A 23008-nucleotide genomic window follows, 5' to 3' on the forward strand; every position below is an offset into this window, starting at 1 on the left:
CGCGTCCGGGGCCGAGGCCGAGTGGTCGTGGCGGGAGTTCGGGGAAGGGTGCAGACGTGAAACTGACGATTCTGGGCGGCGGCGGGTTTCGGGTGCCGCTCGTCCACGGTGCGCTGCTGACCGACCGGGCCGAAGGGCGGGTCACCGAGGTCGTCCTGCACGACCTGGACGAGCGCCGGCTGCATGCGGTGACCCGTGTCCTGGCCGAACAGGCCGCCGGCATCCCCGACGCGCCGCGCGTCACCGCCACCACCGGCCTCGACGAGGCCCTCGCCGGCGCCGACTTCGTCTTCTCCGCGATCCGCGTCGGCGGCCTCCAGGGCCGGGCGGACGACGAGCGGGTGGCGCTCGCCGAGGGGGTGCTCGGCCAGGAGACCGTCGGTGCGGGCGGCATCGCCTACGGCCTGCGGACCGTGCCCGTCGCCGTCGACATCGCCCGGCGCGTGGCCAGACTCGCCCCGGACGCCTGGGTCATCAACTTCACCAATCCGGCCGGACTGGTCACGGAGGCCATGTCCCGGTACCTCGGCGACCGCGTCATCGGCATCTGCGACTCGCCCGTCGGCCTCGGCCGCCGCATCGCGCGCGCCCTCGGCGCCGACCCCGAGGAGGCCTTCGTCGACTACGTCGGCCTCAACCACCTCGGCTGGGTGCGCGGCCTGCGCGTCGCCGGACGCGACGAGCTCCCGCGCCTGCTCGCCGACCCCGCCCTGCTCGGCTCCTTCGAGGAGGGCAGGCTGTTCGGCGTCGACTGGCTGCAGTCGCTCGGCGCGATCCCCAACGAGTACCTGCACTACTACTACTTCAACCGGGAGGCCGTGCACGCCTACCAGCGGGCCGAGCAGACCCGGGGTGCCTTCCTGCGCGACCAGCAGGCCCGGTTCTACACGGAGGCACTGCGCGCGGACCGGTCCGCGCTCGAGGTGTGGGACCGCACCCGCGCCGAGCGCGAGGCCACCTACATGGCCGAGAACCGGGAGAGCGCCGGCGCGGGCGAGCGCGAGGCCGAGGACCTGTCCGGCGGCTACGAGAAGGTCGCGCTCGCCCTGATGCGTGCCATCGCCCGCGACGAGCGGACCACGCTGATCCTCAACGTGCGCAACCGCGACTCGCTTTCCCTGCTCGACGGCGACGCCGTGATCGAGGTCCCCTGCCGGGTCGACGCGGGCGGCGCCCACCCGGTCGCCGTCGCCCCGCTGCCCGAGCACGCCACCGGGCTGGTCTGCTCGGTCAAGGCCGTCGAGCGGGAGGTGCTCGCCGCCGCCGAGTCGGGTTCCCGGCAGGCGGCCGTGAAGGCGTTCGCGCTGCACCCGCTGGTCGACTCGGTCAACGTGGCCCGCAGGCTGGTCGAGGGCTATCTCGAGGTCCATCCTGGCCTGGCGTACCTGAGTGAGCACAGTCGGTAAGCGCTTTCCCCAGTATCGCTCGCCGCTCCCTCCTGGAGATCTCCATGCACGACGAACGTCGCAGGATCGAGGACCGCGTCGAACGCCTCCACAGCCAGCGCATCAAGCCCGCGATCTACGCCGCAAGCGTCCCCCTGGAGGTGGAGGCCTGGCAGGCCCCGGGGGAACCGGTTCCCTTCGAGGAGGCCGCGGCCGCCCCGTACACGCCGTTCGCGACGAACACCCCCTGGGGTCCGCCCTGGGGGACGACCTGGTTCCGGATGCGCGGCCGGGTCCCCGCCGACTGGGCCGGCCGGCGGGTGGAGACGGTCATCGACCTCGGGTTCGTCGGCGACTGGCCCGGCAACCAGGCCGAGGCCCTCGTCCACCGCACCGACGGCACCCCGCTGAAGGCGGTCAACCCGCTCAACCACTACGTGCCGGTCACCAACCCCGCGGCGGGCGACGAGGTGGTCGAGTACCTGGTGGAGGCGGCCTCCAACCCGGACGTCCTCGCGAACGGCTTCGCCGCCCCGACCCCGCTCGGCGATGTACGGACGGCGGGCGACCGCCCGCTGTACACCTTCCGGCGCGCCGACCTCGCCGTGCTCGACGAAGAGGTCTGGCACCTCGACCTCGACCTGCAGGTGCTGCGCGAACTGATGCTGGAGCTCGGCGAGCACGAACCGCGCCGGCACGAGATCATGCACGCCCTCGACCGCGCCATGGACCTGCTCGACCTGGACGACGTCTCCGCCTCGGCCCCCGCCGTACGGGAGTCCCTGCGCCCGGTGCTGGCCAGGCCCGCCCACGCCAGCGCGCACATCCTCTCCGGTGTCGGCCACGCGCACATCGACACCGCCTGGCTGTGGCCCATCCGTGAGACCAAGCGCAAGACGTCCCGGACCTTCGCCAACGTCACCGCGCTCGCCGACGAGTACGAGGAGTTCGTCTTCGCCTGCTCCCAGGCCCAGCAGTACGAGTGGGTGCGCGAGAACCACCCGCACGTGTGGGAGCGGATCAAGAGGTCGGTGGCGAAGGGCCAGTGGGCGCCGGTCGGCGGGATGTGGGTGGAGGCCGACGGCAACCTGCCCGGCGGCGAGGCCCTCGCCCGCCAACTGGTCCACGGCAAGCGGTTCTTCATGGACCACTTCGGCATCGAGACCAAGGGCGTCTGGCTGCCGGACTCCTTCGGCTACACAGCGGCCTACCCGCAGCTGGCCAGGCTCGCCGGCAACGAGTGGTTCCTCACCCAGAAGATCTCCTGGAACCAGACCAACACCTTCCCCCACCACACCTTCTGGTGGGAGGGCATCGACGGCACCCGCGTCTTCACCCACTTCCCGCCCATCGACACCTACAACGCCCGCCTCAGCGGCGCCGAGCTGGCCCTGGCGGTCCGCAACTACGCCGAGAAGGGCGGCGCCACCCGCTCCCTCGCACCCTTCGGCTGGGGCGACGGCGGAGGCGGCCCCACCCGCGAGATCATGGAACGTGCCCGCCGCCTGAAGAACCTGGAGGGCTCCGCGAAGGTCGAGATCGAACACCCCGACGCCTTCTTCGCCAAGGCCCGCGAGGAGTACCCGGACGCCCCGGTCTGGGCGGGCGAGCTGTACCTGGAGCTGCACCGCGCCACCTACACCACCCAGGCCCGCACCAAGCAGGGCAACCGCCGTTCCGAACACCTGCTGCGCGAGGCGGAGCTGTGGGCCACGACGGCCGCCCTGCACGCACCCGGCTACGCCTACCCGTACGAGAGGCTGGACCGCCTGTGGAAGACGGTCCTGCTGCACCAGTTCCACGACATCCTGCCCGGCTCCTCCATCGCCTGGGTGCACCGCGAGGCCGAGGCCGAATACGCCCGCGTCGCAAGGGAGTTGACGGAGCTCACCGGCGAGGCGATTGCCGCGCTGGGCACCGGCGGGCCCCGCGTGTTCAACACCGCCCCCCGCGACCGCGCCGAGGTGGTCCGCACCCCCGAGGGCGCACCGATGTACGTGCGGGTGCCCGCGAGCGGCTCCGCACCCCTCACGCCCGCCGAACCCCCGCACCCCGTGACGGTCGAGGGACGCACACTGGACAACGGGATCGTCCGGGTGCAGGTGGGCGCAGACGGCACACTGTCGTCCGTACGCGATCTACGGGCCGACCGCGAGGTCCTCGCCGGCCCGGGAAACCTGCTCCGCCTCCACACGGACCTGCCCAACTGCTGGGACGCCTGGGACATCGACAAGCACTACCGGAACCGCTACACCGACCTGCTGGAGGCCGACTCCGTCACCGTGGTCGAGGAGCACCCCCTGGCGGGTGCGATCCGGGTGGTCCGCTCCTTCGGCAAGGGCTCCCGCATCACGCAGACGATCACCGTCCGCGCCGGAGGCGCCCGCATCGACGTCGAGACGGACATCGACTGGCACGAGACGGAGAAGATCCTCAAGGCGGGCTTCCCCGTCGATCTGCGCGCCCCGCACTCCTGCGCCGAGATCCAGTTCGGCCATGTCCAGCGGCCCACTCACACCAACACCAGCTGGGAGGCGGCCCGTTTCGAGGTCTCCGGCCACCGCTGGGTGCACATCGCCGAAACCGGTTACGGCGTCGCCGTCATCAACGACTCCACCTACGGCCACGACGTCACCCGCACCGTCCGCGAGGACGGGGGCACCACCACCACGGTCCGCCTCAGCCTGGTCCGTGCCCCGCGCGTGCCCGACCCCGAGGCCGACCAGGGCCGGCACCGCTTCACCTACGCCCTGCTGCCCGGCGCGACCGTCGAGGACGCGGTCGCCGAGGGCTATGCCCTCAACCTGCCACTGCGCATCGCAGATTCGGCGGGCGAGCCCGAGCCGGTCGTTGCCGCCGAGGGCGAGGGCGTGACCGTGGAGGCGGTCAAGCTCGCCGACGACGGCTCCGGGGACGTGGTGGTGCGGCTGTACGAGTCCCGGGGCGGCCGGGCCTCCGGGGTGCTGCGCACCGGGTTCCCGCTGGCCGGAGCCGAGGTCACCGACCTGCTGGAACGCCCGCTCGGCCCGGCCCGGGCCGACGGGAACGCCGTACCCCTGCAACTGCGTCCGTTCGAGGTGCGCACGCTGCGCCTGGCCGTGGGGCGCTGAGACGGCACGCGACGGAGGGCCGCTCCGCCGAGCGGCCCTCCGCCGTACCGCAAGCGACCGTCAGCCGGTGAACCCGGCCGTGATCGAGGTGAACTGCCAGTTGTTCTGGCTGATGCCGGAGCAGTTGCTCACCACGCCGCCGCCCGGGCACGGCCGGTCGCGGTTGACCGACCAGAAGGCGAGCCGCGCGATGTGGTGCGAGTTCGCCCAGTCGCGGATCTGGGTCCAGATCGCCGGGGTGGTCGTCTCCTGCTGGTCGGACAGGCCGTTCATGCCCGAGATGCCGATGTGGGCGTAGGCGGTCGCGTCGTCCCAGCCGAAGGTCGACTTCAGCTTGTTCTTCAGGCCCTCCGCGGCGTTCACGGTGTTGCCGTACATGTCCGAACCGCCACCGAAGTCGAACGGCATGACGGTGAACACGTCGATGTTCGCGCCGAGCGACTGCGCCTGCTCGATCAGCCGGTTTCCGTAGTACGTCGGCCCGGTGGTAGAGGTGCCGAAGGTGACGATGGTCTTCAGGCCGGGGTTGCTGGCCTTGACCGTCTTCAGCGCGGTGAGGATCTTCGCCTGCACGGCCTCGTTCTCGAACTCGTCCGTGTTCTCGATGTCCATGTCGACGGCCTTCAGGCCGTAGGCGTCGATCACCTTCTGGATGGCGCCGGCGAGCGCGGCCGCGGAGGAGCAGTTGGCGCCGAGCTTGCTGCCCTGCCAGCCCCCGAAGGACGGGACGATGTCGCCGCCGGCGGACCGGACGGCGTTGATCGCGCTCTGGTCGGCGCCGCCGGTGAGCGGCCGGCTGCCGTCCCAGGCGGGCGTACAGCCGCCGGAGTCCAGCACGAACGCCATCGTAAACCACTTGATCCCGGTCGCGCTCATCACCGTCGTCGGACTCGGCGGATCGCCCCAGCCCTCGTACAGGTACGGCGCGGCCTGCTTGAACCCGGTGCCGCCGCCACTGCCCGCGTTCGTGGTCACGGAGACGGAGTTGGAGGCGCCCGAGACGTTCCCGGCCGCGTCGTGCGCCTTCACCGTGAAGGTGTACGACGTACTGGGCGACAGCCCGCTGACCGTGGCGGACGTACCGGAGACGGTCAGCACCTGGTTGGCGCCGCTGTAGACGTCGTAACCGGTTACGCCCACGTTGTCCGTGGCGGCGTTCCACGACAGCGAAACGCTGGAGGACGTCTTGCCGGTGGAGGTCAGGCCCGTCGGCGCGGTCGGCGCCTGCGTGTCCCCGCCGCCCCCGCCGCCGCCCGGGCCGTCGAGGCCGATGTCGTCGGCCCAGTAGGTGCCCTGGGCGTACCAGCCGTGGACATAGATGGTGGCGCTGGTCTGCGAGGCACCGGTGGTGAACGAGACACTCAGCCGGCTGTACGCCGTCGGCGATGTCGTCCAGGTCGAGGCGCCGCCGTTCACGCCCAGGTACACGTAACTGCCGCGTACCCAGCCGCTGAGGGTGTACGTCGTGTTCGGCTGGACGGCGACCGTCTGGCTGCACTGTGCGTTGTCGCTGTCGGTCACCGCGCCCTGCAGGGCCTTCGAGCCGCTGTGCACGGGAGAGGAGACGACCGAGCCGAGGTTGCCGGTGCAGGTCCAGGGGGAGAGGCCGCCGGACTCGAAGCCGGGGTTGGTGAGGATGTTGGCCCCCTGAGCGGTACCCGGAAGGGCGATGGCCCCGCCGACCGCGAGGGCGACGGAACCGAGGAGAGCGAGAAGCCGACGTCTGTGACGTCCGAGTGGATTGCGCACGCGATCTCCCTGTGGGGATGGGGTGTTCGGGAGTGCACGGGTGTGCGGAGGTGCGCCAATGAATTTGGTATGGACCAATCCTGCTGTCAAGGACGGACGCAGAATTGGTCCATACCGGCGGACTAGAGGGGCAGGGCCTCCACCGCCGAAGCCGCCTGCACGGGCACCGCCGGAAGGGCGAACTCGGCATCCCTCTGCCGGGGAAGTGACACCGGAAGAAGCGATCGCGGCCCCGCCACCACCGTGTAGTCCTGCCCCAGGAACGGCGGCACGATCACACCGGGATCCTCGCCCAGCGCCAACCGCACGGCGGCCCAGGGCACGTTCACCCCGCACAGCGACAACTGGTGCAGGCCCCCGGAGGGCCGCGTGTTGACGTCCAGCAGCACCGGCAGGTCGCCCAGCATGCGGAACTGGATGTTGGACAGGTGGTGCAGCCCGAAGCCCTCGGCGATCAGCCGGGCCGGTTCCAGCCACCGCTCGTCAAGCGTGAAGCCCCTGCGGCGGCCGTTCTTCGTGCGGCCCACCGCGAACCGCAGCCGGTTGTCGGGCCCGGTCAGGCAGTCGACCGACACCTCCGGCTGTTCCAGGCGCGGCATCACCAGCCAGTCCACCGGCTCCCCGGACCGCCGCAACGCCTCGACGACCAGGTCGAGCTGGACGTACGGGCCAGGGAACCCTTCGAGGTGGGCCAGCGAGAACGGGGCGCGGGTGATCACCCGGAAGCCGACCCCGCCGGCACCGGCGGCCGGCTTGAAGCACACCTTGTGCCCGGCCTGCTCCAACTCCTCCACGGCGGCGAGGAGTTCGTCGGCCGTGCGCACCCGCCACCACGGCGGCACCGGGACACCCACCGAGCGGACCGCCTCGTACGCGGTCGCCTTGTCCTCGAACACGGCCACCGCCTCGGGCGTCGGCGCCAGCAGGGCCGTACCCGCCGCCGCGAACTCCGCGCGGTGCCGCACGATGGCCGCCTGGTGCAGCCGGGGCACGAACACGTCGATGCCGCGCCGGACGCACTGGTCGAGCGCGTACTCGACATAGGCGGCCGGGGACAGGCCCTCCGGCTCCAGGTCGGCGGTGTCGGCTGCGGCCAGGACGGGGGAGTCGGGGTCCCCGTGCGTGGCATGGATCTCCACCGCGCGATCGCTGGGATTTCTGCGCAGCTGATCCATGAAGAACACGTTCTCCGCGTACGTGCGGTTGAGCCAGACGCGTACGCGAGAGAGCATGCAGGCCGCCTTTCAGGGTTTTCGGGCAGGGCTCAGCGGCCCGTGCCCGGGCAGGAGGGAGGAAGGGACGCCAAACAACCCCTGCGAAAAGGGAGGTTGGGGTGATGGTGTCGGGGCGATCATACGGCTTTCGACAGCCCGCGCGTGCAACGCGGATGTTACGGATTTCCGGGACTCGTCCAGGAGGCCCGCCGGGCCCGTCCGGTCGGTGCCCGGCCCGCTGCCGCACCCTCGCGACACGGCGGCTGGGGACCCTCTTGTCTGATTGTCCGGGAATGTGATCTCGTGGTCCCGGCGGATGATGATCGGAAGGGGAGTCGGGTGGAGTCTGAGGCCGGGGCCGGGCAGCTGCTGGCCATCAGCGACCTGCACATCGGCTATCCGGAGAACCGCTCCCTGGTCGAGGACATGCGGCCCGCCGGCGACGAGGACTGGCTGATCGTGGCCGGTGACATCGCCGAGACGGTGGCCGACATCCGCTGGACCCTGGAGAAGCTCGCCGGCCGCTTCCGCAAGGTGCTGTGGGCCCCCGGCAACCACGAACTGTGGACGCACCCGAAGGATCCGGTCACCCTGCGCGGCGTCGCCCGCTACGAGCACCTGGTCGGGCTGTGCCGCGAGCTGGGTGTCGTCACCCCCGAGGACCCCTACCCGGTGTGGCACGGCCCCGGCGGCCCGGTCGCCGTCGCCCCACTGTTCCTGCTGTACGACTACTCGTTCCTGCCGCCCGGCTGCGCCACCAAGGCCGAGGGCCTGGCCTACGCCGAGAGCACCGGCGTGGTCTGCAACGACGAGTACCTGCTCCACCCCGATCCCTACCCGACCCGTGACGCCTGGTGCCGGGCGCGGGTCGCCGAGACCGAGCGCCGGCTCGCCGAGCTGCCCCCGGACCTGCCGGTCGTACCGGTCAACCACTATCCGCTGCACCGGCACCCCACCGAGGTGCTGTGGTACCCCGAGTTCGCCATGTGGTGCGGCACCCTGCTGACCGCCGATTGGCACCGCCGGTTCCGCGTGGCGACCATGGTCTACGGCCATCTGCACATCCCGCGCACCACCTGGCACGACGGAGTCCGCTTCGAGGAGGTCTCCGTAGGCTATCCCCGTGAATGGCGCAAGCGCCCGGAGCCGCCGGGGCGGCTGCGCCGCATCCTGCCGATGGAGGTCGAAACAGGTGATCGAGGAGCTGCTCCCGGAGTCGGTCGTGGCCGTGGAGGCACACGGTGACGACCCGCTGTGGGACGCCCCGCTCCACCCCGGGGAGGAAGCGCTCGTCGCACGGGCGCTGACCAAGCGCCGCCGCGAGTTCGCCGCCGCACGCGGCTGCGCCCGGCTCGCCATGGAGAAGCTCGGTGTGCCCGCGCAGTCCGTCCTCAGAGGCGAGCGGGGCGCGCCGCGCTGGCCGGACGGCCTGATCGGCAGCATGACCCACTGCGACGGCTACTGCGCCGCCGCGCTGGCCCGGGCCGGCGACCTGGCGTCCCTCGGCATCGACGCCGAACCGCACGGCGCGCTCCCGGACGGCGTCGGCGAGGCCGTCTTCCTGCCCGCCGAGGCCGAGCGGCTCGCGGGGCTCCACGGGCAGTGGTCCGACGTGCACTGGGACCGGATCCTGTTCAGCGCCAAGGAGTCGGTCTACAAGGCGTGGTTCCCCCTGACCCGCACCTGGCTGGACTTCTCCGAGGCCGACATGACCCTCGAATCCAGCCCCGGCGACGAGTCGCGGGGCACCCTGCGTGCCGAACTCCTCGTCCCCGGGCCACGGGTCGGCGGCCGCCGGATCCAGGTCTTCGACGGCCGGTGGGCCGTGCGCGACGGACTGATCACCACCGCCGTGGTCGTCCCGCATCCCTGAAACCCGGCGGCGGCGCGCGGTGTTCGGTGCGGTCAGGCCGGTGGGCACCAGTCGCGCAGCAGGCGGAAGAACTGCTCCTCGTTGCCCGTGAGGCCCGCGCGCGTCAGAGCCTGCTCCGCCTCGGCCAGCACGGCGGGCGGCACCACGGCGGGCCGGCCGGCGTCCGGTGGCCCGTCGAAGGCGGCGCGCACGGTGTGCAGCAGCCGCAGGTAGGCCTGTACGGCGGTGCGCTCACGGTCGGTCAGTACGGCGGTGGGCATCGGTCGGCTCTCCCCGAGTAGGCGTCACGGTCGCGCGCGCTGCGGCGCACCTCTCCAGCTTGCCGCCCACCACTGACAACGCCGTTCGGTCGCGTCCCGGTTCGCCCGCTCAGCCGAGGCCGAATCCTTTCGCCCTGCGCCGTACGGCCCCAGGCCGGCCCTGCGGCCCCGCCTCGGCGTCAGCCCTGAGTCCCCGGATACCCCAGGGACGCCTCGATGCGCCCAGCCACGTCGTCGCGCTGCACCGGGCCGCGCAGGACCGAACCGGTGAGCCAGGTGCGGCACTTGCTGGCCAGCAGCAGCCCGAAGGTCTCGGCGTCCCGCTCCTCGGCGAGGTCGAAACGGGTCCGGGCCGCGACCCGCTGCACCGTGGCCTGGAGCGCCTCCTGGTCGGTGTCGTCGTGCAGCAGCCGCGTGGCCACGCCCACCCCGCCGACATGGTGACCGCGGTGGTCGGCCTGCATGTGCCACAGCTCGTGGCCCAGGATCACCAACTGGTGGTCGGGCGCGGTGCGTTCCTCCACGACGACGAGATCGCGGTCGGTCAGGTCCAGCCACAGACCGCTCGCCGTGCCCGTCGGGAAGGCGGCCGCACGGAAGTGCACCGGGCGGCCCCGGCGGCGGCTCATCGCCTCGCACAGCGCGCCGTACAGCTCCCGCGGCGGCACCGGCGCGGGCAGCGCAAGACCGCCCACCAGCTCGTTGCACAGCCGGCGCATGTCCCTGCCGATGCCCACAGTCCTCCCCCGGCTCACGACTCGGGCCGTTTGACGCTCTCCAGGAGCATGTCGAGCCACTCCGCGACCTTGTCCCGGTGCTGGTCGGTGGGCAACTGTGCGGCCCGCCAGGCTATTCCGCGCACCCCGTGGTCCTGCAGCAGCCGCTCCAGCGGATCCTCCTCGGCCCCGGCGGCGGCCCGCTCCCGGTCGGCGAGCTTCGTCAGCAGCTCCTGCTGGGTGCGCTGCAGCGCACCCGCCAGCGCCTCGGGGTCCTCCGCGGTGAGGAAGCCGGCGTGCACCCGGAAGAAACGCTGCAGCGCGTCGCAGTGCTCCATGGTCGGCCGCCGGTCGCCGTTGATGAGGGCGCCGGCCTGCTGCCGGGACATGCCCGCGCCGTCGGCGATCTCCTGCTGGGTGTACTTGCGGCCGTTCGGTTTCAGCCGAGTGCGCCGCAACAGGCCCAGGCGCTGCAGGAAGCGTGCCTGCACGTCCGGTTCGCCGGCGGGCCGGCCGGCGAGCAGGGCCTTGACCACCGGCTCCGGGACCCCGCAGGCCACGGAGAGCCGCCCGACGTCGAAGACCTCGGTGTGCGGCACGCCGAGCCGGTCGGCGAGCGCGGTGACGCGGGCGACGACGGCCGGCAGCTGGGCGGTCGCCGTGGCGCCCGGATCCTCGTAGCCATCCGTCACCGACAGAACTCCTACGTCTCTCGAGGGCTTCAGATGCGTCCGTGCTTCTCACGAGCGATCGCCGTGAACTTCCCGGAGAGTAGCGGGTGTCTCGAACTCACATCCAGGTGTCGCCACAACTGTGGCGAATTTCAGCCGTCAACGAGCACAAAATGCCACGATAGTTGACACGGTCTTGTCGCGGGCCGCAGGATCGCAGAGCCGCGTGAAGGCCGCAGAGGCAAGAGGGGTGACCTCCCGATGGCACATCAGGCAGGAGGGCAGCGGCCGGCACCGCGGCCCGTCCCCGAGACCTGCGAGACCCAGGCGTACCTCCAGGACTACGCCGTACTGCTGGAGTCCCTCGCCTGCCCGTCCCTGGTCGTCGACCACCGCTGGGACGTCGTCATGGCCAACGGTGCGTTCGAGACACTTTTCCGCGGCGTGCGCCGGCAGGCGACGGCCATGCCCGGGGACAACTTCCTGCGGTTCGTGCTGTTCCATCCGGACGCGGCCGACGTCCTCGGCGAGCACGAACAGGGCTGGTGCCTGCCGATGCTGGCCCACCTCAAGGCCGCCCTGGAGACGTACGGTCACGACCACGAGCTCCAGGCCGTCCGCCGCGACATCGCCCAGGACCCGCTCATGGAGGCCGCCTACCGGCAGGGCCTGCCGCACTGGATCCACGCCGTCGGCGAGCGCGCGACCCGGCTGGACGGGGCCGTCCGGCTGCTGCTCCACCCCGACCCGCGGCGTGGTCCCACCGAGTGCCGCATCGTCGAGGAGACCCCGGAGGTCCTGGGCGGCCTCGGTTACCGGCGCCTTTCGATGGTCCTGCGCGAGAACCGCCGGCCCGCCGCGCCGGTACGCCGTCCGCGCCGGCCGCGGGGCGCGGCGGCCCATCTGGCGGTCGTCCCGGCCCCCGAGAACTGACCCGGCACCGCCGGCGTTCAGGTCGCCGGCGGCGCCGGGTCGGAACCCCCTCGTGCCCGCCTCCCTTGCGCAAGCCGTTTGCATACCTTGCGCTACTCTTGCGCGCATGACACGACGACTTGCGGAAGTGGCGAAGAAGGTCGGCGTCAGCGAAGCGACCGTCAGCCGGGTGCTCAACGGCAAACCCGGGGTCTCCGACGCCACCCGGCAGGCGGTGCTGACGGCTCTCGACGTCCTCGGTTACGAGCGCCCCACGCAGCTGCGCGGTGAACGCGCCCGGCTCGTCGGACTGGTGCTGCCGGAGCTGCAGAACCCCATCTTCCCGGCGTTCGCCGAGGTCATCGGCGGCGCGCTGGCCCAGCTCGGACTCACCCCGGTGCTGTGCACGCAGACCAAGGGCGGGGTCTCGGAGGCGGACTACGTCGAACTGCTGCTGCAGCAGCAGGTCTCCGGCGTGGTCTTCGCCGGCGGCCTGTACGCGCAGGCGGACGCGCCGCACGACCACTACCGGCTGCTCGCCGAGCGCAACATCCCCGTCGTGCTGGTCAACGCGGCCATCGAACACCTCGGCTTCCCGGGCGTGTCCTGTGACGACGCCGTCGCCGTCGAACAGGCGTGGCGGCATCTTGCCTCCCTCGGCCACGAGCGCATCGGGCTGGTCCTCGGCCCGGGCGACCACGTGCCCTCGGCGCGCAAACTGGCCGCCGCGCGGGCGATCGCCGGCGAACTGCCGGAGGAGTTCGTCGCCCGGGCGATCTTCTCCGTCGAGGGCGGTCACGCCGCCGCGTCCCGGCTCATCGACCGAGGTGTCACCGGCATCATCTGCGCCAGCGACCCGCTCGCGCTCGGCGCGGTCAGGGCCGCGCGCCGCAAGGGATACGACGTGCCGGGGCGGATCTCGGTCGTCGGCTACGACGACTCGGCGTTCATGAACTGCACCGAGCCCCCGCTCACCACCGTCCGCCAGCCCATCGAGGCCATGGGGCGCGCGGCCGTCGAACTGCTGAACGCGCAGATCGGCGGCACCGCCGTACCCGCCGAGGAGCTGCTGTTCGAGCCCGAGCTGGTGGTGCGCGGATCCACCGCGCAAGCCCCGCGCGACTGAGCTTCCCGGCTGCGATCCCGAAGATCCATCCTGCTGTCAAGTAATTACAGACTTCGCGCGATACCTTGCGTCCTGGGCTCCCAGGGCTACCGATTCGACCCGGCCACCGGCAACACGGCCACCGTCTCCCTGCCGAGCAGCACGAACCTGCGGTACCTCCGCCTCACCGTCAGCGCCAACACCGGTTGGCCGGCCGGGCAGTTCAGTGAGGTGGAGGCGTACCGGACGTCCTGATTCAGGACCGCGTCACAGATCCAGCACCAGACGGGCGCCCCGGCACCGGGACACGCAGATCATCATCGTGTCACCCGCCGACCGCTCCTCCTCGGTGAGGACCGAGTCCCGGTGATCCGGGGCGCCCTCCAGCACGTCCGTCTCGCAGGTGCCGCACGTCCCCTCGGTGCAGGAGTACAGCACCTCGACCCCGGCGGCCCGCACCGCGTCCAGCACGGACACCTCCGCAGGGACGGTGACGGTACGGCCGCTGCGGGCGAGCACGACCTCGAACTGCTCGGAACCGCCCGTCTGTTGGTCCCTCGGCCGGAACCGCTCCACCCGGAGCACCCCGGCCGGGCAGCGCTCCTCGACGGCGTCCAGCAGCGGCCCCGGACCGCAGCAGTACACCAGGGTGCCCTCGGGCAGGCCGTCCAGCACCGGGCCCAGGTCCAGCAGGCCGGTCTCGTCCTGCGGGGCGAGGGTGACCCGGTCGCCGTAGCATGTCAGCTCGTCCGTGAACGCCATGGACGAGCGGGTGCGTCCGCCGTAGAGCAACCTCCAGTCGGCGCCCGCCTGTTCGGCGGCCGCGAGCATCGGCAGGATCGGGGTGATGCCGATGCCGCCCGCGATGAAGCGGTAGCGGGGCGCGGGCTCAAGCCGGAAGTGGTTGCGCGGCCCGCGCAGCCGTACCCTCGTGCCCTCGCCCACCTGCTCGTGCACCCGGGCCGACCCTCCCCGCCCGGCGGGTTCGCGCAGCACCGCGATCCGCCATGCCGACCGGTCCGCCGGATCCCCGCACAGCGAGTACTGCCGCTCCAGCCCCGGCCCGAGGAGCAGATCCACATGGGCGCCGGGCTCCCAGGAGGGCAGCTCCCGGCCCAGCGGATCGCGCAAGGCCAGCGCCAGCACGCCGTCAGCGGCGAACTCCCTTTTTTCCACGGCGAGTTCGAGTTCGGTCACCGTACGGCCTCTTCGCTGCCGTGTCCTTCGGGATGCGCCAGCATCCACTCCCACATCAGCACCGGGTCCTCGGCGGTGTGCTGCGCACCGCAGTGGCAGGTGCCGTGCAGCAGGTCCGTGCCCGGCAGCCAGTCGATCCGGTAGACCTCGCCGGTGCCGGGGCTCACCGGACCCTCTCGACCGGCTTGTCGCCCTCCTCGACCAGCCGCGCCAGGATGCGGCGCGCGGCCAGGCCGCCGGTGTCGATGTTGATGCTCAGCTCCTGGTAGCCGGTGCGTTCGGTGCCGAGGGTGCGCTGCAGCAGGTTGAGCGCGTCCACGTCCTGCATGACGACGGTGTGGTTGTTGGCCCGCAGGAACTCGGTGACCTCGGCGTCCTCGGTCGCCCAGTCCCGGGACACCGCCCAGAAGTCGTACACCTTGCCGTCGGCGGACGGTGTGATGGCGTAGGTGATCTCGGTGTGGAAGCCGTGCGGGTCGCTGCCGTCCGGTTCCGGTACGACGCCCGCCGGCGCGATCCGGCTGTGCAGCAGATACAGGCAGGGCGCGTGGTACTCGATGTCCTGCCAGCGGGTGATCCGGCCCTCGATGCCGGTCGAACGGGCGTAGAACGGCGGGCACTCGGCGTCGTCCATGTGCCGGCTGACCCGGACCACGCCCGCGCCCTCGTCCACCTCGGTGATGATGGGCGTCTCGGCGACCTCGGGGGTGCCGATGTAACCGCCGTGCAGATACGTCTCGTGGGACAGGTCGAGGAGGTTGTCGACGAGCAGGCCGTAGTCGGCGTCGATCGGCTCCATGCCGCGCACGGTGGTCCAGCCGGGGGAGTCCAGGTGCCGGGCCCGCGGGATGGTCTGCGGGTCGGCGAGTGCCGGGTCGCCGATCCACACCCAGACGAGCGAGTCCTGCTCCACCACCGGGTAGGAGGCGACGCGCGCGGTGCGCGGGATGCGTTTCTGGCCCGGTACGTACACGCAGGCGCCGGCGCGGTCGTAGGTGAAACCGTGGTAACCGCAGACGATCCGGTCGCCGTCCAGGCCGCTGGAGGAGAGCGGGTAGCGGCGGTGGACGCACCGGTCGTGCAGGGCGACCGGGGTGCCGTCCTCCTCGGCACGGTAGAGGACGAGCGGCTCGCCGAGGATGGTCCGGCCGAGCAACGCGCGCCCGAGCTCCGCGCCGTAGGCGGCGACGTACCACCGGTTCCTGGCAAAAGCAGTCATGTGCGGCATGCGGGCGGCTCCCGTCTCTGGATGATGGCGACATCGTCAAGACGGGCGTCGCAGGAGCGCAACACGACTTCTGCCTCGCGGAAGAGGCGTTGGAGACTGCCGCACGGCGGCGGCGCGCGGCTACTGGTTGTTGACGGCCACCATGCCGTCCGGCGCGGACGTCGACTGCGCGTCCGGCCTGCGCCCGGTGAACCGCATGACGACGCACGCACCCAGGTACAGCAGGGCAACGACCAGCAGCAGTGCCTGATAGCCCGTCACCAGGGCGAGGTATTCGAGCACACCCCCGGTCAGGGCGCCCAGCAGGTTCGCGCCGAACGCGGATGCCGGATCAGGGGCGAGCGCGAGGCGGTCCGAGAAGATCAGGTTGGCACAGAAGATGGGGGCGAAGGCCAGGGCGATGGCGGCGGCGAGGCGTCCGGGGAAGGGCAGCGAGAGCACGACGTGCGCCGGGACGAGCCAGGCTGCCGCAAGGGTGCCGAAGAGCAGTAGCTGCAGCGGCAGCAGGTTGACCCGCCGCAGCCGGCGCCGGGTCTCGACCGCCCCGAGGACGGCGAGCAGGACGCCGATGAAGACCAGGGCGTTGACCAGCCAGGTCGTACCGAAGTAGAGCGCGAAGCCGATCACGTTCTTCGTTTCGAGCAACATGAAGGCTGCGCCCATCAGGAACATGTCTGTGTAGCGGAGCGTCCTGCGGATGTGGACCCCGGTCAGGCGCACCGACACGAGCGTCACCAGCAGGATCCCGCCCAGCACGCCCAGGTAGAGCGTGGGAATGTCACGGTGCAGCAGATACGGGAAAGGGTGGTCGTCGCTGGCGGCCGCCGGGACGACGCCGCTGGGCCGCCAGGTCTGCGTGCACGACTGGTCGGCGGTCGTCATGCCGGCCACCAGGACGGCCGCGTTCGCGGCGAACGTCGTCGCGCACGGCGCATGGCGGTAGATGTCGTTGAGGGAGCCGGCGAAGCGGTCGACCAGCCAGCTCGTCCGGTAGTAGTTGTACATGGCGAAGGCACCGTGCGGCGTCAGGTGATCGCGCGCAGCCTCGAACGCCTGCTGCGTGAACAGGTAGCTCTCCAGGCGCAGATTGCTCGCCCCGGCCACCAGCGTCAGCGAGTCGGGCAGCGCGAGGACGACGAGGTCGTACTTGGTGTTCGTCCGTTCCAGGAAAGCCCGTCCGTCGTTGATGTGGACGTGCACCCTGGGGTCGGCGTACGGCTTGGCGGGGTGCAGCTGTGCACCGATCTGCTGCAGTCGGGGATCGATCTCGACCGCGTCCACGCGCTGCGCTCCGTGCGCCAGCGCGACGGCGACGTCATTGCCGTTGCCGGCTCCGATGACGAGCACGCGCTTGTGCGGATTGGCGGGGGTCTGGTCGTACGCCTGCCGATAGGGTGAGCCTGCTTGCATCAGTACCGAAAGCGGCACGATCGCCTGGTGCGGGACGCCGTTGGCGGAGATGGTGTACTCCGGGACGGTGGGTGACAACGGTTTGACCTGGATCTTGTAGTAGGGCGACCAGGAGATGCCGACCGTCGTCGTCTCCACGAACAGTGCTGCGACCATCGCCGTGAGCGGGACGGAGTACCTCAGGATGTTGCGTCGTCCGCCGAGGACCAGCAGGGCCGCGGCGGCGAGCACGCCCCACACGACCGATGGAGCCCGTAGCCAGGAGAGCAGGGCGAAGGACGCCGAGCCGGTGAGGCTGCCGAGCAGGTCGTAGCGGTAGGCGTCGAGCGAGGGAAGCCGGCGGAAGAGGTCCGCGGTGATCTTGCCGATCGCGGTCATGATCACCGCGGTGAGCAGGAAGATGACAGGCAGCGTCACCCACTCGGGAAAGCCGGTGGTCTTCACGGACGTGAAGTAGATGATCTGTGGACTGCTCTGGCGCACCTGCACCGGAAACGCGCGCACCAGGACGACGAGAACCGCGAGCGGCACCGGTGCCCAGCGTATGATCCACTGCCCGCGCGTGGCGGGGATGAGGAACCCGATCCCGATGCCGAGAAACGAACCCAGAAGGATGAAGTTCGAAAAGTAGCTGAGATGGACTACGTTGGCGCCCGCCCACCTGATCAGCGCTAGCTCGACGAAGAGCATGGTGGCGCTGGCCAGCAGTAGCCTCCAGCGTACCGGGTGGAATTGTCCGGTTCCAGTCAGCTTCATGTGTATTTACGGTGCCGTCTTCGGTCTGATTTCGCATCCCGGGGGAGTCTGATTCGAAAATGAACCATTTGTGCCGGTGATACGGGGGCAGCTTCTGTCGTTCGGCGGCCCACTGGTCGTCACCGCGCCGTTCGGCGGGGATGGCGGGAATCGGCCAACCGGTGGTGGCGTGCGCTCCTGCGGTGGTCCGCGAGCCGGTCGCGGACCCCGCCCGCCGCAACGCGAACTTCCGTCTGACACAAGCCTTCCCGGACCCGGGCTGGGCGCGTTCGTGGGCGAGGGGCGGCAGTTGACGCAAAGGCCGGTGAGCCGTCGGCCGGCTCGGGCCGGGGCGGCGGTCTTCGTGCGAACGCGGCCCGCGAGACGGCCGACGGAATCCGTCGCGCCCGGATCCTGTGCGGCGCGCGCGGTCACCACGACCGGTTGACGGCACCACACGGACCATCGACTTTCACGCAGGCGCCACCGGGCCCTTCCCTGACGTTTGTTGCTCTTGGAACACTCGCTCCGCGCAGATTCCGTCATTTGAGTGGCGTCACGTACGTCAGGACGAGAGGACCCTCAGACCCATGGCCGAAGTCAACCGGCGCCGTTTCCTCCAACTCGCGGGCGCCACCACGGCGTTCACCGCGCTGTCCAGCAGCATCCAGCGCGCCGCCGCCCTGCCCGCGCTCCATCGCACCGGGACGGTCAAGGACGTCGAGCACATCGTCGTCCTCATGCAGGAGAACCGATCCTTCGACCACTACTTCGGCACGCTCCGCGGCGTCCGCGGTTTCGGCGACCCCCGTTCCGTCACGCAGAACGGCCGGTCGGTCTGGAAGCAGTCCGACGGGACCAAGGACATCCTGCCCTTCCACCCGGACGCCGACGACCTGGGCCTCGCGTTCATCCAGGACCTGCCGCACGGCTGGCAGGACACGCATGCCGCCTTCAACGGGGGCAAGTACGACAAGTGGGTGCCGGCCAAGGGCACCACGACCATGGCGCACCTGACCCGCGACGACATACCGTTCCACTACGCCCTCGCGGATGCCTTCACCATCTGCGACGCCTACCACTGCTCGTTCATGGGCTCGACCGACCCGAACCGCTACTACATGTGGACCGGGTACGTCGGCAACGACGGCCAGGGGGGCGGCCCGGTGCTCGGCAACGACGAGAAGGGCTACGGCTGGACGACGTACCCCGAGCGCCTGGAGAAGGCCGGGGTCTCCTGGAAGATCTACCAGGACGTCGGCGACGGCCTCGACGCGAACGGCGGCTGGGGCTGGATCGACGACGCCTACCGCGGCAACTACGGCGACAACGCCCTGCTCTACTTCAACCAGTACCGCAGCGCCCAGCCCGGCGACCCGCTGTACGACAAGGCCCGCACCGGCACCGACGCGCGCAAGGGCGAGGGCTTCTTCGACCAGCTGAAGGCCGACGTGAAGGCGGGCAAGCTGCCGCAGGTCTCCTGGATCGTCGCCCCGGAGGCCTTCACCGAACATCCCAACTGGCCCGCCAACTACGGCGCCTGGTACGTCTCCCAGGTCCTCGACGCCCTCACCTCCAACCCCGAGGTGTGGGGCAGGACCGCGCTGTTCATCACCTACGACGAGAACGACGGCTTCTTCGACCACGTCATACCGCCCTTCCCGCCGGCCTCCGGCGCCCAGGGAAAGTCGACCGTGGACGCCTCCCTCGACCTGTACAAGGGCGACGCGAGCCACGCCGCCGGCCCCTACGGGCTCGGCCAGCGGGTGCCGATGCTGGTCGTCTCCCCGTGGAGCAAGGGCGGTTACGTCTGCTCCGAGACCTTCGACCACACCTCGATCGTCCGGTTCATCGAGCGTCGCTTCGGTGTACAGGAGCCGAACATCTCCCCCTGGCGCCGTGCCGTCGTCGGCGACCTGACGAGCGCCTTCGACTTCTCCCGCAAGGACACCAAGCCGGTCGCGCTGCCGTCCACCACCGCCTATGAGCCGCCCGACCACAACCGGCACCCCGACTACGTGCCCAAGCCGCCCGCCAACCCGGCCCCGCCCAAGCAGGAGCGCGGCCACCGGCCCACCCGCCCGCTGAAGTACGTCCCGGTGGTGGACGGTTCCGCGGACACCGCGGCCGGCACCTTCACACTCGCGTTCGCCTCGGGGGCGCACGCGGGCGCCGCCTTCCTGGTGACCTCCGGCAACCGCACCGACGGCCCCTGGACCTACACCACCACGGCCGGCAAGTCCCTCTCGGACACCTGGAACTCGGCCTACTCCGGTGGCGTGCACGATCTCACCGTGCACGGCCCCAACGGTTTCCTGCGCGTCTTCAAGGGCAGGGGCAAGGCCGCGGGACCGGAGGCGAGCGCGCGGCACGTGGGCGACGCCCTGGAACTCACCTTCACCAACAAGGGTTCCGGCACGGTGAAGCTGAAGGTGACGAACGGCTACGGCGGCCACCCGGCCACCGTCACCGTGCGTCCCGGCGCGACCGTCAGGCACACCGTGGACCTCACGGCCAGCAAGCGCTGGTACGACGTGACGGTCACCTGCGAGGCCGACCCGGCCTTCCTGCGCGGCTTCGCCGGCCATGTCGAGAACGGCCACCCCGGCGTCAGCGACCCGGCGATCGCAGCGGAGTGAACGGGCGATGAACACCGCTCCGTGCGGACTGGTCAGGTACCGGTCATATCAGGGTAGTGTGCCCCGGTGACCACGCAATCGAACACTCCGGCAGGCTGGTACCCGGATCCGCACGGAGCGCCGCAGACGCTTCGCTACTGGGACGGCTCGCAGTGGACCCAGCACACCAACCCGGCGCAGCAGCCCGCCGGTCAGGTTCCGCATCAGCAGGCCGTTCCCCAGCAGCAGGCCGCTCCGCAGCAGTACGGCGCCCCGCAGGCGCAGGGCATGGACCCCAAGGTGCAGCGCCAGGTGCAGCAGCAGGCCGGGGTCGCGGCCGGCGGCCCCGGCGGCGGCACCCTCTTCACCGAGCCCGTCCTGGTCGTGAACCAGAAGGCCAAGCTGATCGAGGTGACCAACGAGTACAAGGTCATGGATCAGAACGGCCGGGACATCGGCTCGGTCATGGAGGTCGGGCAGGGCGCGCTGAAGAAGATCCTGCGCTTCGTCTCCAGCCTCGACCAGTTCATGACCCACAAGTTGGAGATCCGCGACGCGTACGGCCAGCCGCAGCTGCTGCTGACCCGGCCGGCGAAGTTCTTCAAGTCCCGCGTGATCGTGTCGCGTCCGGACGGGTCGCAGGTCGGCGAGATCGTCCAGCAGAACATGATCGGGAAGATCAACTTCGCGATGAACGCCAACGGCCAGCAGGTCGGCGCGATCAAGGCGGAGAACTGGCGGGCGTGGAACTTCGCGATCGTCGACCACGCGGACAACGAGGTCGCCCGGATCACCAAGACCTGGGAGGGCCTCGCCAAGACGCTCTTCACGACCGCGGACAACTACGTCCTGCAGATCCACTACCAGCTGCCCGAGCCGCTGCTGAGCCTCGTGGTGGCGACGGCCCTGACCGTCGACACCGCGCTCAAGCAGGACTCGCGGGGCTGGAACTGAGCAGCCCCCGACGGGGGAGAAAAGGCACGAGGAGCACGGCGACGGCGGCCGGTGCGCGCGGTTCGCGGGCACCGGCCGCCGCTGTGTGTCCTCACAGTGCCGTGAGGTGTCCGGGCTGTTCCGGCTGCCGTGGCACCAGGGCCGGTTCGGCGGTCGCCGTGTCCGGCCGGAGGGCCAGTACGGCGGCCACGGGGTGGTCGTCGTCCTCGGGCACCGGCCCGGGCGTGACCCGGGTGAGCAGGACCACACCCCAGGAGGCCAGGCCCGCTCCGGCGAGCGCCAGCAGGACGCCGGCCGGGCCGCCGTGGAGGCCCTGGCCCAGCATGGTGAGGCCGATGACCGCGGCGGCGACCGGGTTGGCGAGGGTGACCAGGGCCAGCGGCGCGCCGAGGCCGCCGCGGTAGGCGGTCTGGGACAGCAGCAGCCCGCCGACGGCGAACGCGGCGACGAGTACGGCGACCACGATGACCTCGGTGCTCAGCACCGGGGCCGTGCGGTCCGTGGCCGCCACCGTTACCGTCTGGGTCAGCGCCGAGGCGACACCGGAGGCGAAGCCGGACGCCGTCGCGTGCCTGAGGCCCGGCCGGGCGCCGGGCCAGGAGAGCATGCCGATCGCGGCGGCGGTCGTACCGGCGACGGCCAGTGCCTCGGTCAGCGACAGCACCCTTGCGGGCGCCGGACCGGAAGCGGTGACGAGCAGCGCGGCGAGCCCGAGCAGCGTCAGCGCCGTACCGCGCCACTCCACCGCGCTGACCCGGCGCCCCGCCGCCCGTGCGCCGAGCGGTACCGCCGCCACCAGGGTGAGTGCGCCGAGCGGCTGGACGAGGGTGAGCGGGCCGTACTTGAGGGCGATGACGTGCAGCAGGGCGGCGGCGGCGTTGAGGCCGACCGCCGACCACCAGGCGCCGGTGCCGAGCAGTCGCAGCAGGCCGGTGCCGGCGGTACGGGCGGCGAGGCGTTCCTGGGCGACGGCGGCCAGCGCGTAGGCGATCGCCGAGACGAGCGAGAGGGCGACGGCGATCACTGCGGCGGCGCTCATCGGCCCGCTCCCGCCAGGACGTGCTCGCGCGGCGCGAGCCGGCCGGCGCCGCGTCCCGCCGGGCCGGTCGTCCCGGCCGTCCCGCGCGGCGGACGGATCACCGTGAGGGCGACGCCGAGCATGGCCGTCGCGACGACCGCGTCGAGCCAGTAGTGGTTCGCCGTGCCCACGATCACCAGCAGGGTGATCAGCGGGTGCAGTAGCCACAGCCGGCGCCACCGGGAGCGGGTGGCCGCGATCAGGCCGATCGCCACCATCAGCGCCCAGCCGAAGTGCAGCGACGGCATCGCCGCGAACTGGTTGGACAGATGGTCGCTGGACGGCGGGCCGTACACGGACGGGCCGAACCGGCGGGCGGTGTCCACCAGACCGGTGCCGGTCAGCATCCGGGGCGGGGCCAGCGGGAAGGTGAACGGCAGCACCAGCGCGGCCGCGGTGACGACCGCGAGGACCCGGCGGGCCCACACGTAGTGCACGGGCCGTCTGAGGTACAGCCAGACCAGGAAGGCCAGCGTCGCCGGGAAGTGGACGGTGGCGTAGTAGGTGTTCGCCAGGTGGACGAGGGTGTCGCCGTGCAGCAGTGCGGACTGCACGTCGTTCTCGCGGGGGAGATCCAGCGCCCGCTCCAGGTGCCACACGCGGTGGGCGTTGCGGAAGGCGTTCGCGGTGTGTCCGGTGGCCAGTTGCCGGCCGAGCTTGTAGACGAGGAAGAGCCCCGCGACCAGCAGAAGCTCACGTATGAGTGCCGGGCGCGCGGGAGCGTCCGGCGGCTCCGCTGATGCCTCTGCAGGCTCGGTTCGGGCATTCATCCCCCGGCCCCTTCGCTGACGGT

General features: G+C 71.1%; 19 protein-coding genes. 8 read left to right on the forward strand and 11 right to left on the reverse strand.

Annotation, left to right across the window (positions count from 1 at the left end; genetic code table 11):
- Nucleotides 1–56 precede the first annotated feature (56 nt).
- Nucleotides 57–1406 (forward strand): 6-phospho-beta-glucosidase, encoded by a 1350-nt coding sequence (locus LMU33_RS09460; protein WP_228619112.1) that lies wholly within the window; start codon nt 57–59, stop codon nt 1404–1406.
- Between the two features lie 44 nt (nt 1407–1450).
- Nucleotides 1451–4495, forward strand: a complete 3045-nt coding sequence (locus LMU33_RS09465) for an alpha-mannosidase (protein WP_228619114.1) — start codon at nt 1451–1453, stop codon at nt 4493–4495.
- Between the two features lie 60 nt (nt 4496–4555).
- Here LMU33_RS09465 and LMU33_RS09470 read toward each other — a convergent pair whose 3' ends face one another.
- Both LMU33_RS09470 and LMU33_RS09475 read right to left on the reverse strand, forming a co-directional pair.
- Complete coding sequence (locus tag LMU33_RS09470) at nt 4556–6244, reverse strand: carbohydrate binding domain-containing protein (protein ID WP_228619115.1); 1689 nt, start codon at nt 6242–6244, stop codon at nt 4556–4558.
- Between the two features lie 122 nt (nt 6245–6366).
- Nucleotides 6367–7476 (reverse strand): ATP-grasp domain-containing protein, encoded by a 1110-nt coding sequence (locus tag LMU33_RS09475; protein WP_228619117.1) that lies wholly within the window; start codon nt 7474–7476, stop codon nt 6367–6369.
- Between the two features lie 321 nt (nt 7477–7797).
- On the opposite strand from LMU33_RS09475, the gene LMU33_RS09480 reads away from it, so the two are divergent.
- Both LMU33_RS09480 and LMU33_RS09485 read left to right on the forward strand, forming a co-directional pair.
- Complete coding sequence (locus tag LMU33_RS09480; protein WP_228619119.1) at nt 7798–8703, forward strand: metallophosphoesterase family protein; 906 nt, start codon at nt 7798–7800, stop codon at nt 8701–8703.
- Nucleotides 8651–9331 (forward strand): 4'-phosphopantetheinyl transferase family protein, encoded by a 681-nt coding sequence (locus LMU33_RS09485; RefSeq protein WP_228619120.1) that lies wholly within the window; start codon nt 8651–8653, stop codon nt 9329–9331. The genes LMU33_RS09480 and LMU33_RS09485 overlap by 53 nt, the downstream gene beginning before the upstream one ends.
- Nucleotides 9332–9363: 32 nt before the next feature.
- Here the strand turns inward: LMU33_RS09485 and LMU33_RS09490 are convergent, their stop codons facing one another.
- The 3 genes from LMU33_RS09490 to LMU33_RS09500 all read right to left on the reverse strand — a co-directional run bounded on the left by LMU33_RS09490 (nt 9364) and on the right by LMU33_RS09500 (nt 10999).
- Nucleotides 9364–9591, reverse strand: a complete 228-nt coding sequence (locus LMU33_RS09490) for a hypothetical protein (protein WP_228619122.1) — start codon at nt 9589–9591, stop codon at nt 9364–9366.
- Nucleotides 9592–9770: 179 nt separating this feature from the next.
- On the reverse strand, nt 9771–10328 hold the full coding sequence (locus tag LMU33_RS09495) for a toxin-antitoxin system, toxin component (RefSeq protein ID WP_228619124.1): 558 nt from the start codon (nt 10326–10328) through the stop codon (nt 9771–9773).
- A 14-nt stretch (nt 10329–10342) separates the two neighbouring features.
- Entirely contained in the window at nt 10343–10999 is a 657-nt protein-coding gene (locus LMU33_RS09500; RefSeq protein WP_228619125.1) for a helix-turn-helix domain-containing protein, read from the reverse strand.
- Nucleotides 11000–11239: 240 nt separating this feature from the next.
- On the opposite strand from LMU33_RS09500, the gene LMU33_RS09505 reads away from it, so the two are divergent.
- Together LMU33_RS09505 and LMU33_RS09510 are read left to right on the forward strand one after the other, a co-directional pair.
- Nucleotides 11240–11911 (forward strand): MmyB family transcriptional regulator, encoded by a 672-nt coding sequence (locus tag LMU33_RS09505; protein WP_228619127.1) that lies wholly within the window; start codon nt 11240–11242, stop codon nt 11909–11911.
- Between the two features lie 106 nt (nt 11912–12017).
- The gene (locus tag LMU33_RS09510) at nt 12018–13016 is read left to right on the forward strand and encodes a LacI family DNA-binding transcriptional regulator (protein WP_228619128.1); all 999 of its coding nucleotides are present in this window, start codon (nt 12018–12020) and stop codon (nt 13014–13016) included.
- A gap of 246 nt (nt 13017–13262) precedes the next feature.
- On the opposite strand, the gene LMU33_RS09515 is transcribed toward LMU33_RS09510, so the two are convergent.
- From LMU33_RS09515 to LMU33_RS09530, 4 genes are all read right to left on the reverse strand, one after another.
- Nucleotides 13263–14192 (reverse strand): PDR/VanB family oxidoreductase, encoded by a 930-nt coding sequence (locus tag LMU33_RS09515; protein WP_228619130.1) that lies wholly within the window; start codon nt 14190–14192, stop codon nt 13263–13265.
- A complete protein-coding gene (locus LMU33_RS09520; protein WP_228619132.1) occupies nt 14189–14359 on the reverse strand; it encodes a hypothetical protein in 171 nt (56 codons plus the stop codon). Before LMU33_RS09520 ends, LMU33_RS09515 begins: the two co-directional genes overlap by 4 nt.
- Nucleotides 14356–15420 (reverse strand): Rieske 2Fe-2S domain-containing protein, encoded by a 1065-nt coding sequence (locus LMU33_RS09525; RefSeq protein WP_228619134.1) that lies wholly within the window; start codon nt 15418–15420, stop codon nt 14356–14358. Before LMU33_RS09525 ends, LMU33_RS09520 begins: the two co-directional genes overlap by 4 nt.
- Nucleotides 15421–15540: 120 nt before the next feature.
- Nucleotides 15541–17586: a spermidine synthase gene (locus tag LMU33_RS09530; protein ID WP_228619135.1), complete on the reverse strand. Its 2046-nt coding sequence runs from the start codon at nt 17584–17586 to the stop codon at nt 15541–15543.
- 569 nt (nt 17587–18155) lie between these two features.
- On the opposite strand from LMU33_RS09530, the gene LMU33_RS09535 reads away from it, so the two are divergent.
- Both LMU33_RS09535 and LMU33_RS09540 read left to right on the forward strand, forming a co-directional pair.
- Nucleotides 18156–20204, forward strand: coding sequence for a phosphocholine-specific phospholipase C (locus LMU33_RS09535; RefSeq protein WP_228619137.1), 2049 nt, complete (start codon nt 18156–18158; stop codon nt 20202–20204).
- Between the two features lie 66 nt (nt 20205–20270).
- Nucleotides 20271–21137, forward strand: a complete 867-nt coding sequence (locus LMU33_RS09540; protein WP_228619139.1) for an LURP-one-related family protein — start codon at nt 20271–20273, stop codon at nt 21135–21137.
- A 91-nt stretch (nt 21138–21228) separates the two neighbouring features.
- Here the strand turns inward: LMU33_RS09540 and LMU33_RS09545 are convergent, their stop codons facing one another.
- Entirely contained in the window at nt 21229–22176 is a 948-nt protein-coding gene (locus LMU33_RS09545; protein WP_228619140.1) for a DMT family protein, read from the reverse strand.
- Nucleotides 22173–22985 carry a phosphatase PAP2 family protein gene (locus tag LMU33_RS09550; protein ID WP_228619142.1) on the reverse strand — a complete coding sequence of 271 codons (813 nt, stop codon included), beginning with the start codon at nt 22983–22985 and terminating at the stop codon, nt 22173–22175. The genes LMU33_RS09545 and LMU33_RS09550 overlap by 4 nt, the downstream gene beginning before the upstream one ends.
- Nucleotides 22986–23008 lie beyond the last annotated feature (23 nt).

Origin of the sequence: Streptomyces barringtoniae, assembly GCF_020819595.1 — a bacterium.
Lineage (GTDB): Bacteria > Actinomycetota > Actinomycetes > Streptomycetales > Streptomycetaceae > Streptomyces > Streptomyces barringtoniae.

Excerpts from the sequence above, each read along its gene's own strand:
- LMU33_RS09545 (WP_228619140.1), bottom strand. The coding sequence starts at position 22,176 with ATGAGCGCCGCCGCAGTGATCGCCGTCGCCCTCTCGCTCGTCTCGGCG.
- LMU33_RS09475 (WP_228619117.1), bottom strand. The coding sequence starts at position 7,476 with ATGCTCTCTCGCGTACGCGTCTGGCTCAACCGCACGTACGCGGAGAAC.
- LMU33_RS09525 (WP_228619134.1), bottom strand. The coding sequence starts at position 15,420 with ATGCCGCACATGACTGCTTTTGCCAGGAACCGGTGGTACGTCGCCGCC.
- LMU33_RS09530 (WP_228619135.1), bottom strand. The coding sequence starts at position 17,586 with ATGAAGCTGACTGGAACCGGACAATTCCACCCGGTACGCTGGAGGCTA.
- LMU33_RS09550 (WP_228619142.1), bottom strand. The coding sequence starts at position 22,985 with ATGAATGCCCGAACCGAGCCTGCAGAGGCATCAGCGGAGCCGCCGGAC.
- LMU33_RS09490 (WP_228619122.1), bottom strand. The coding sequence starts at position 9,591 with ATGCCCACCGCCGTACTGACCGACCGTGAGCGCACCGCCGTACAGGCC.
- LMU33_RS09510 (WP_228619128.1), top strand. The coding sequence starts at position 12,018 with ATGACACGACGACTTGCGGAAGTGGCGAAGAAGGTCGGCGTCAGCGAA.
- LMU33_RS09505 (WP_228619127.1), top strand. The coding sequence starts at position 11,240 with ATGGCACATCAGGCAGGAGGGCAGCGGCCGGCACCGCGGCCCGTCCCC.
- LMU33_RS09535 (WP_228619137.1), top strand. The coding sequence starts at position 18,156 with ATGGCCGAAGTCAACCGGCGCCGTTTCCTCCAACTCGCGGGCGCCACC.
- LMU33_RS09465 (WP_228619114.1), top strand. The coding sequence starts at position 1,451 with ATGCACGACGAACGTCGCAGGATCGAGGACCGCGTCGAACGCCTCCAC.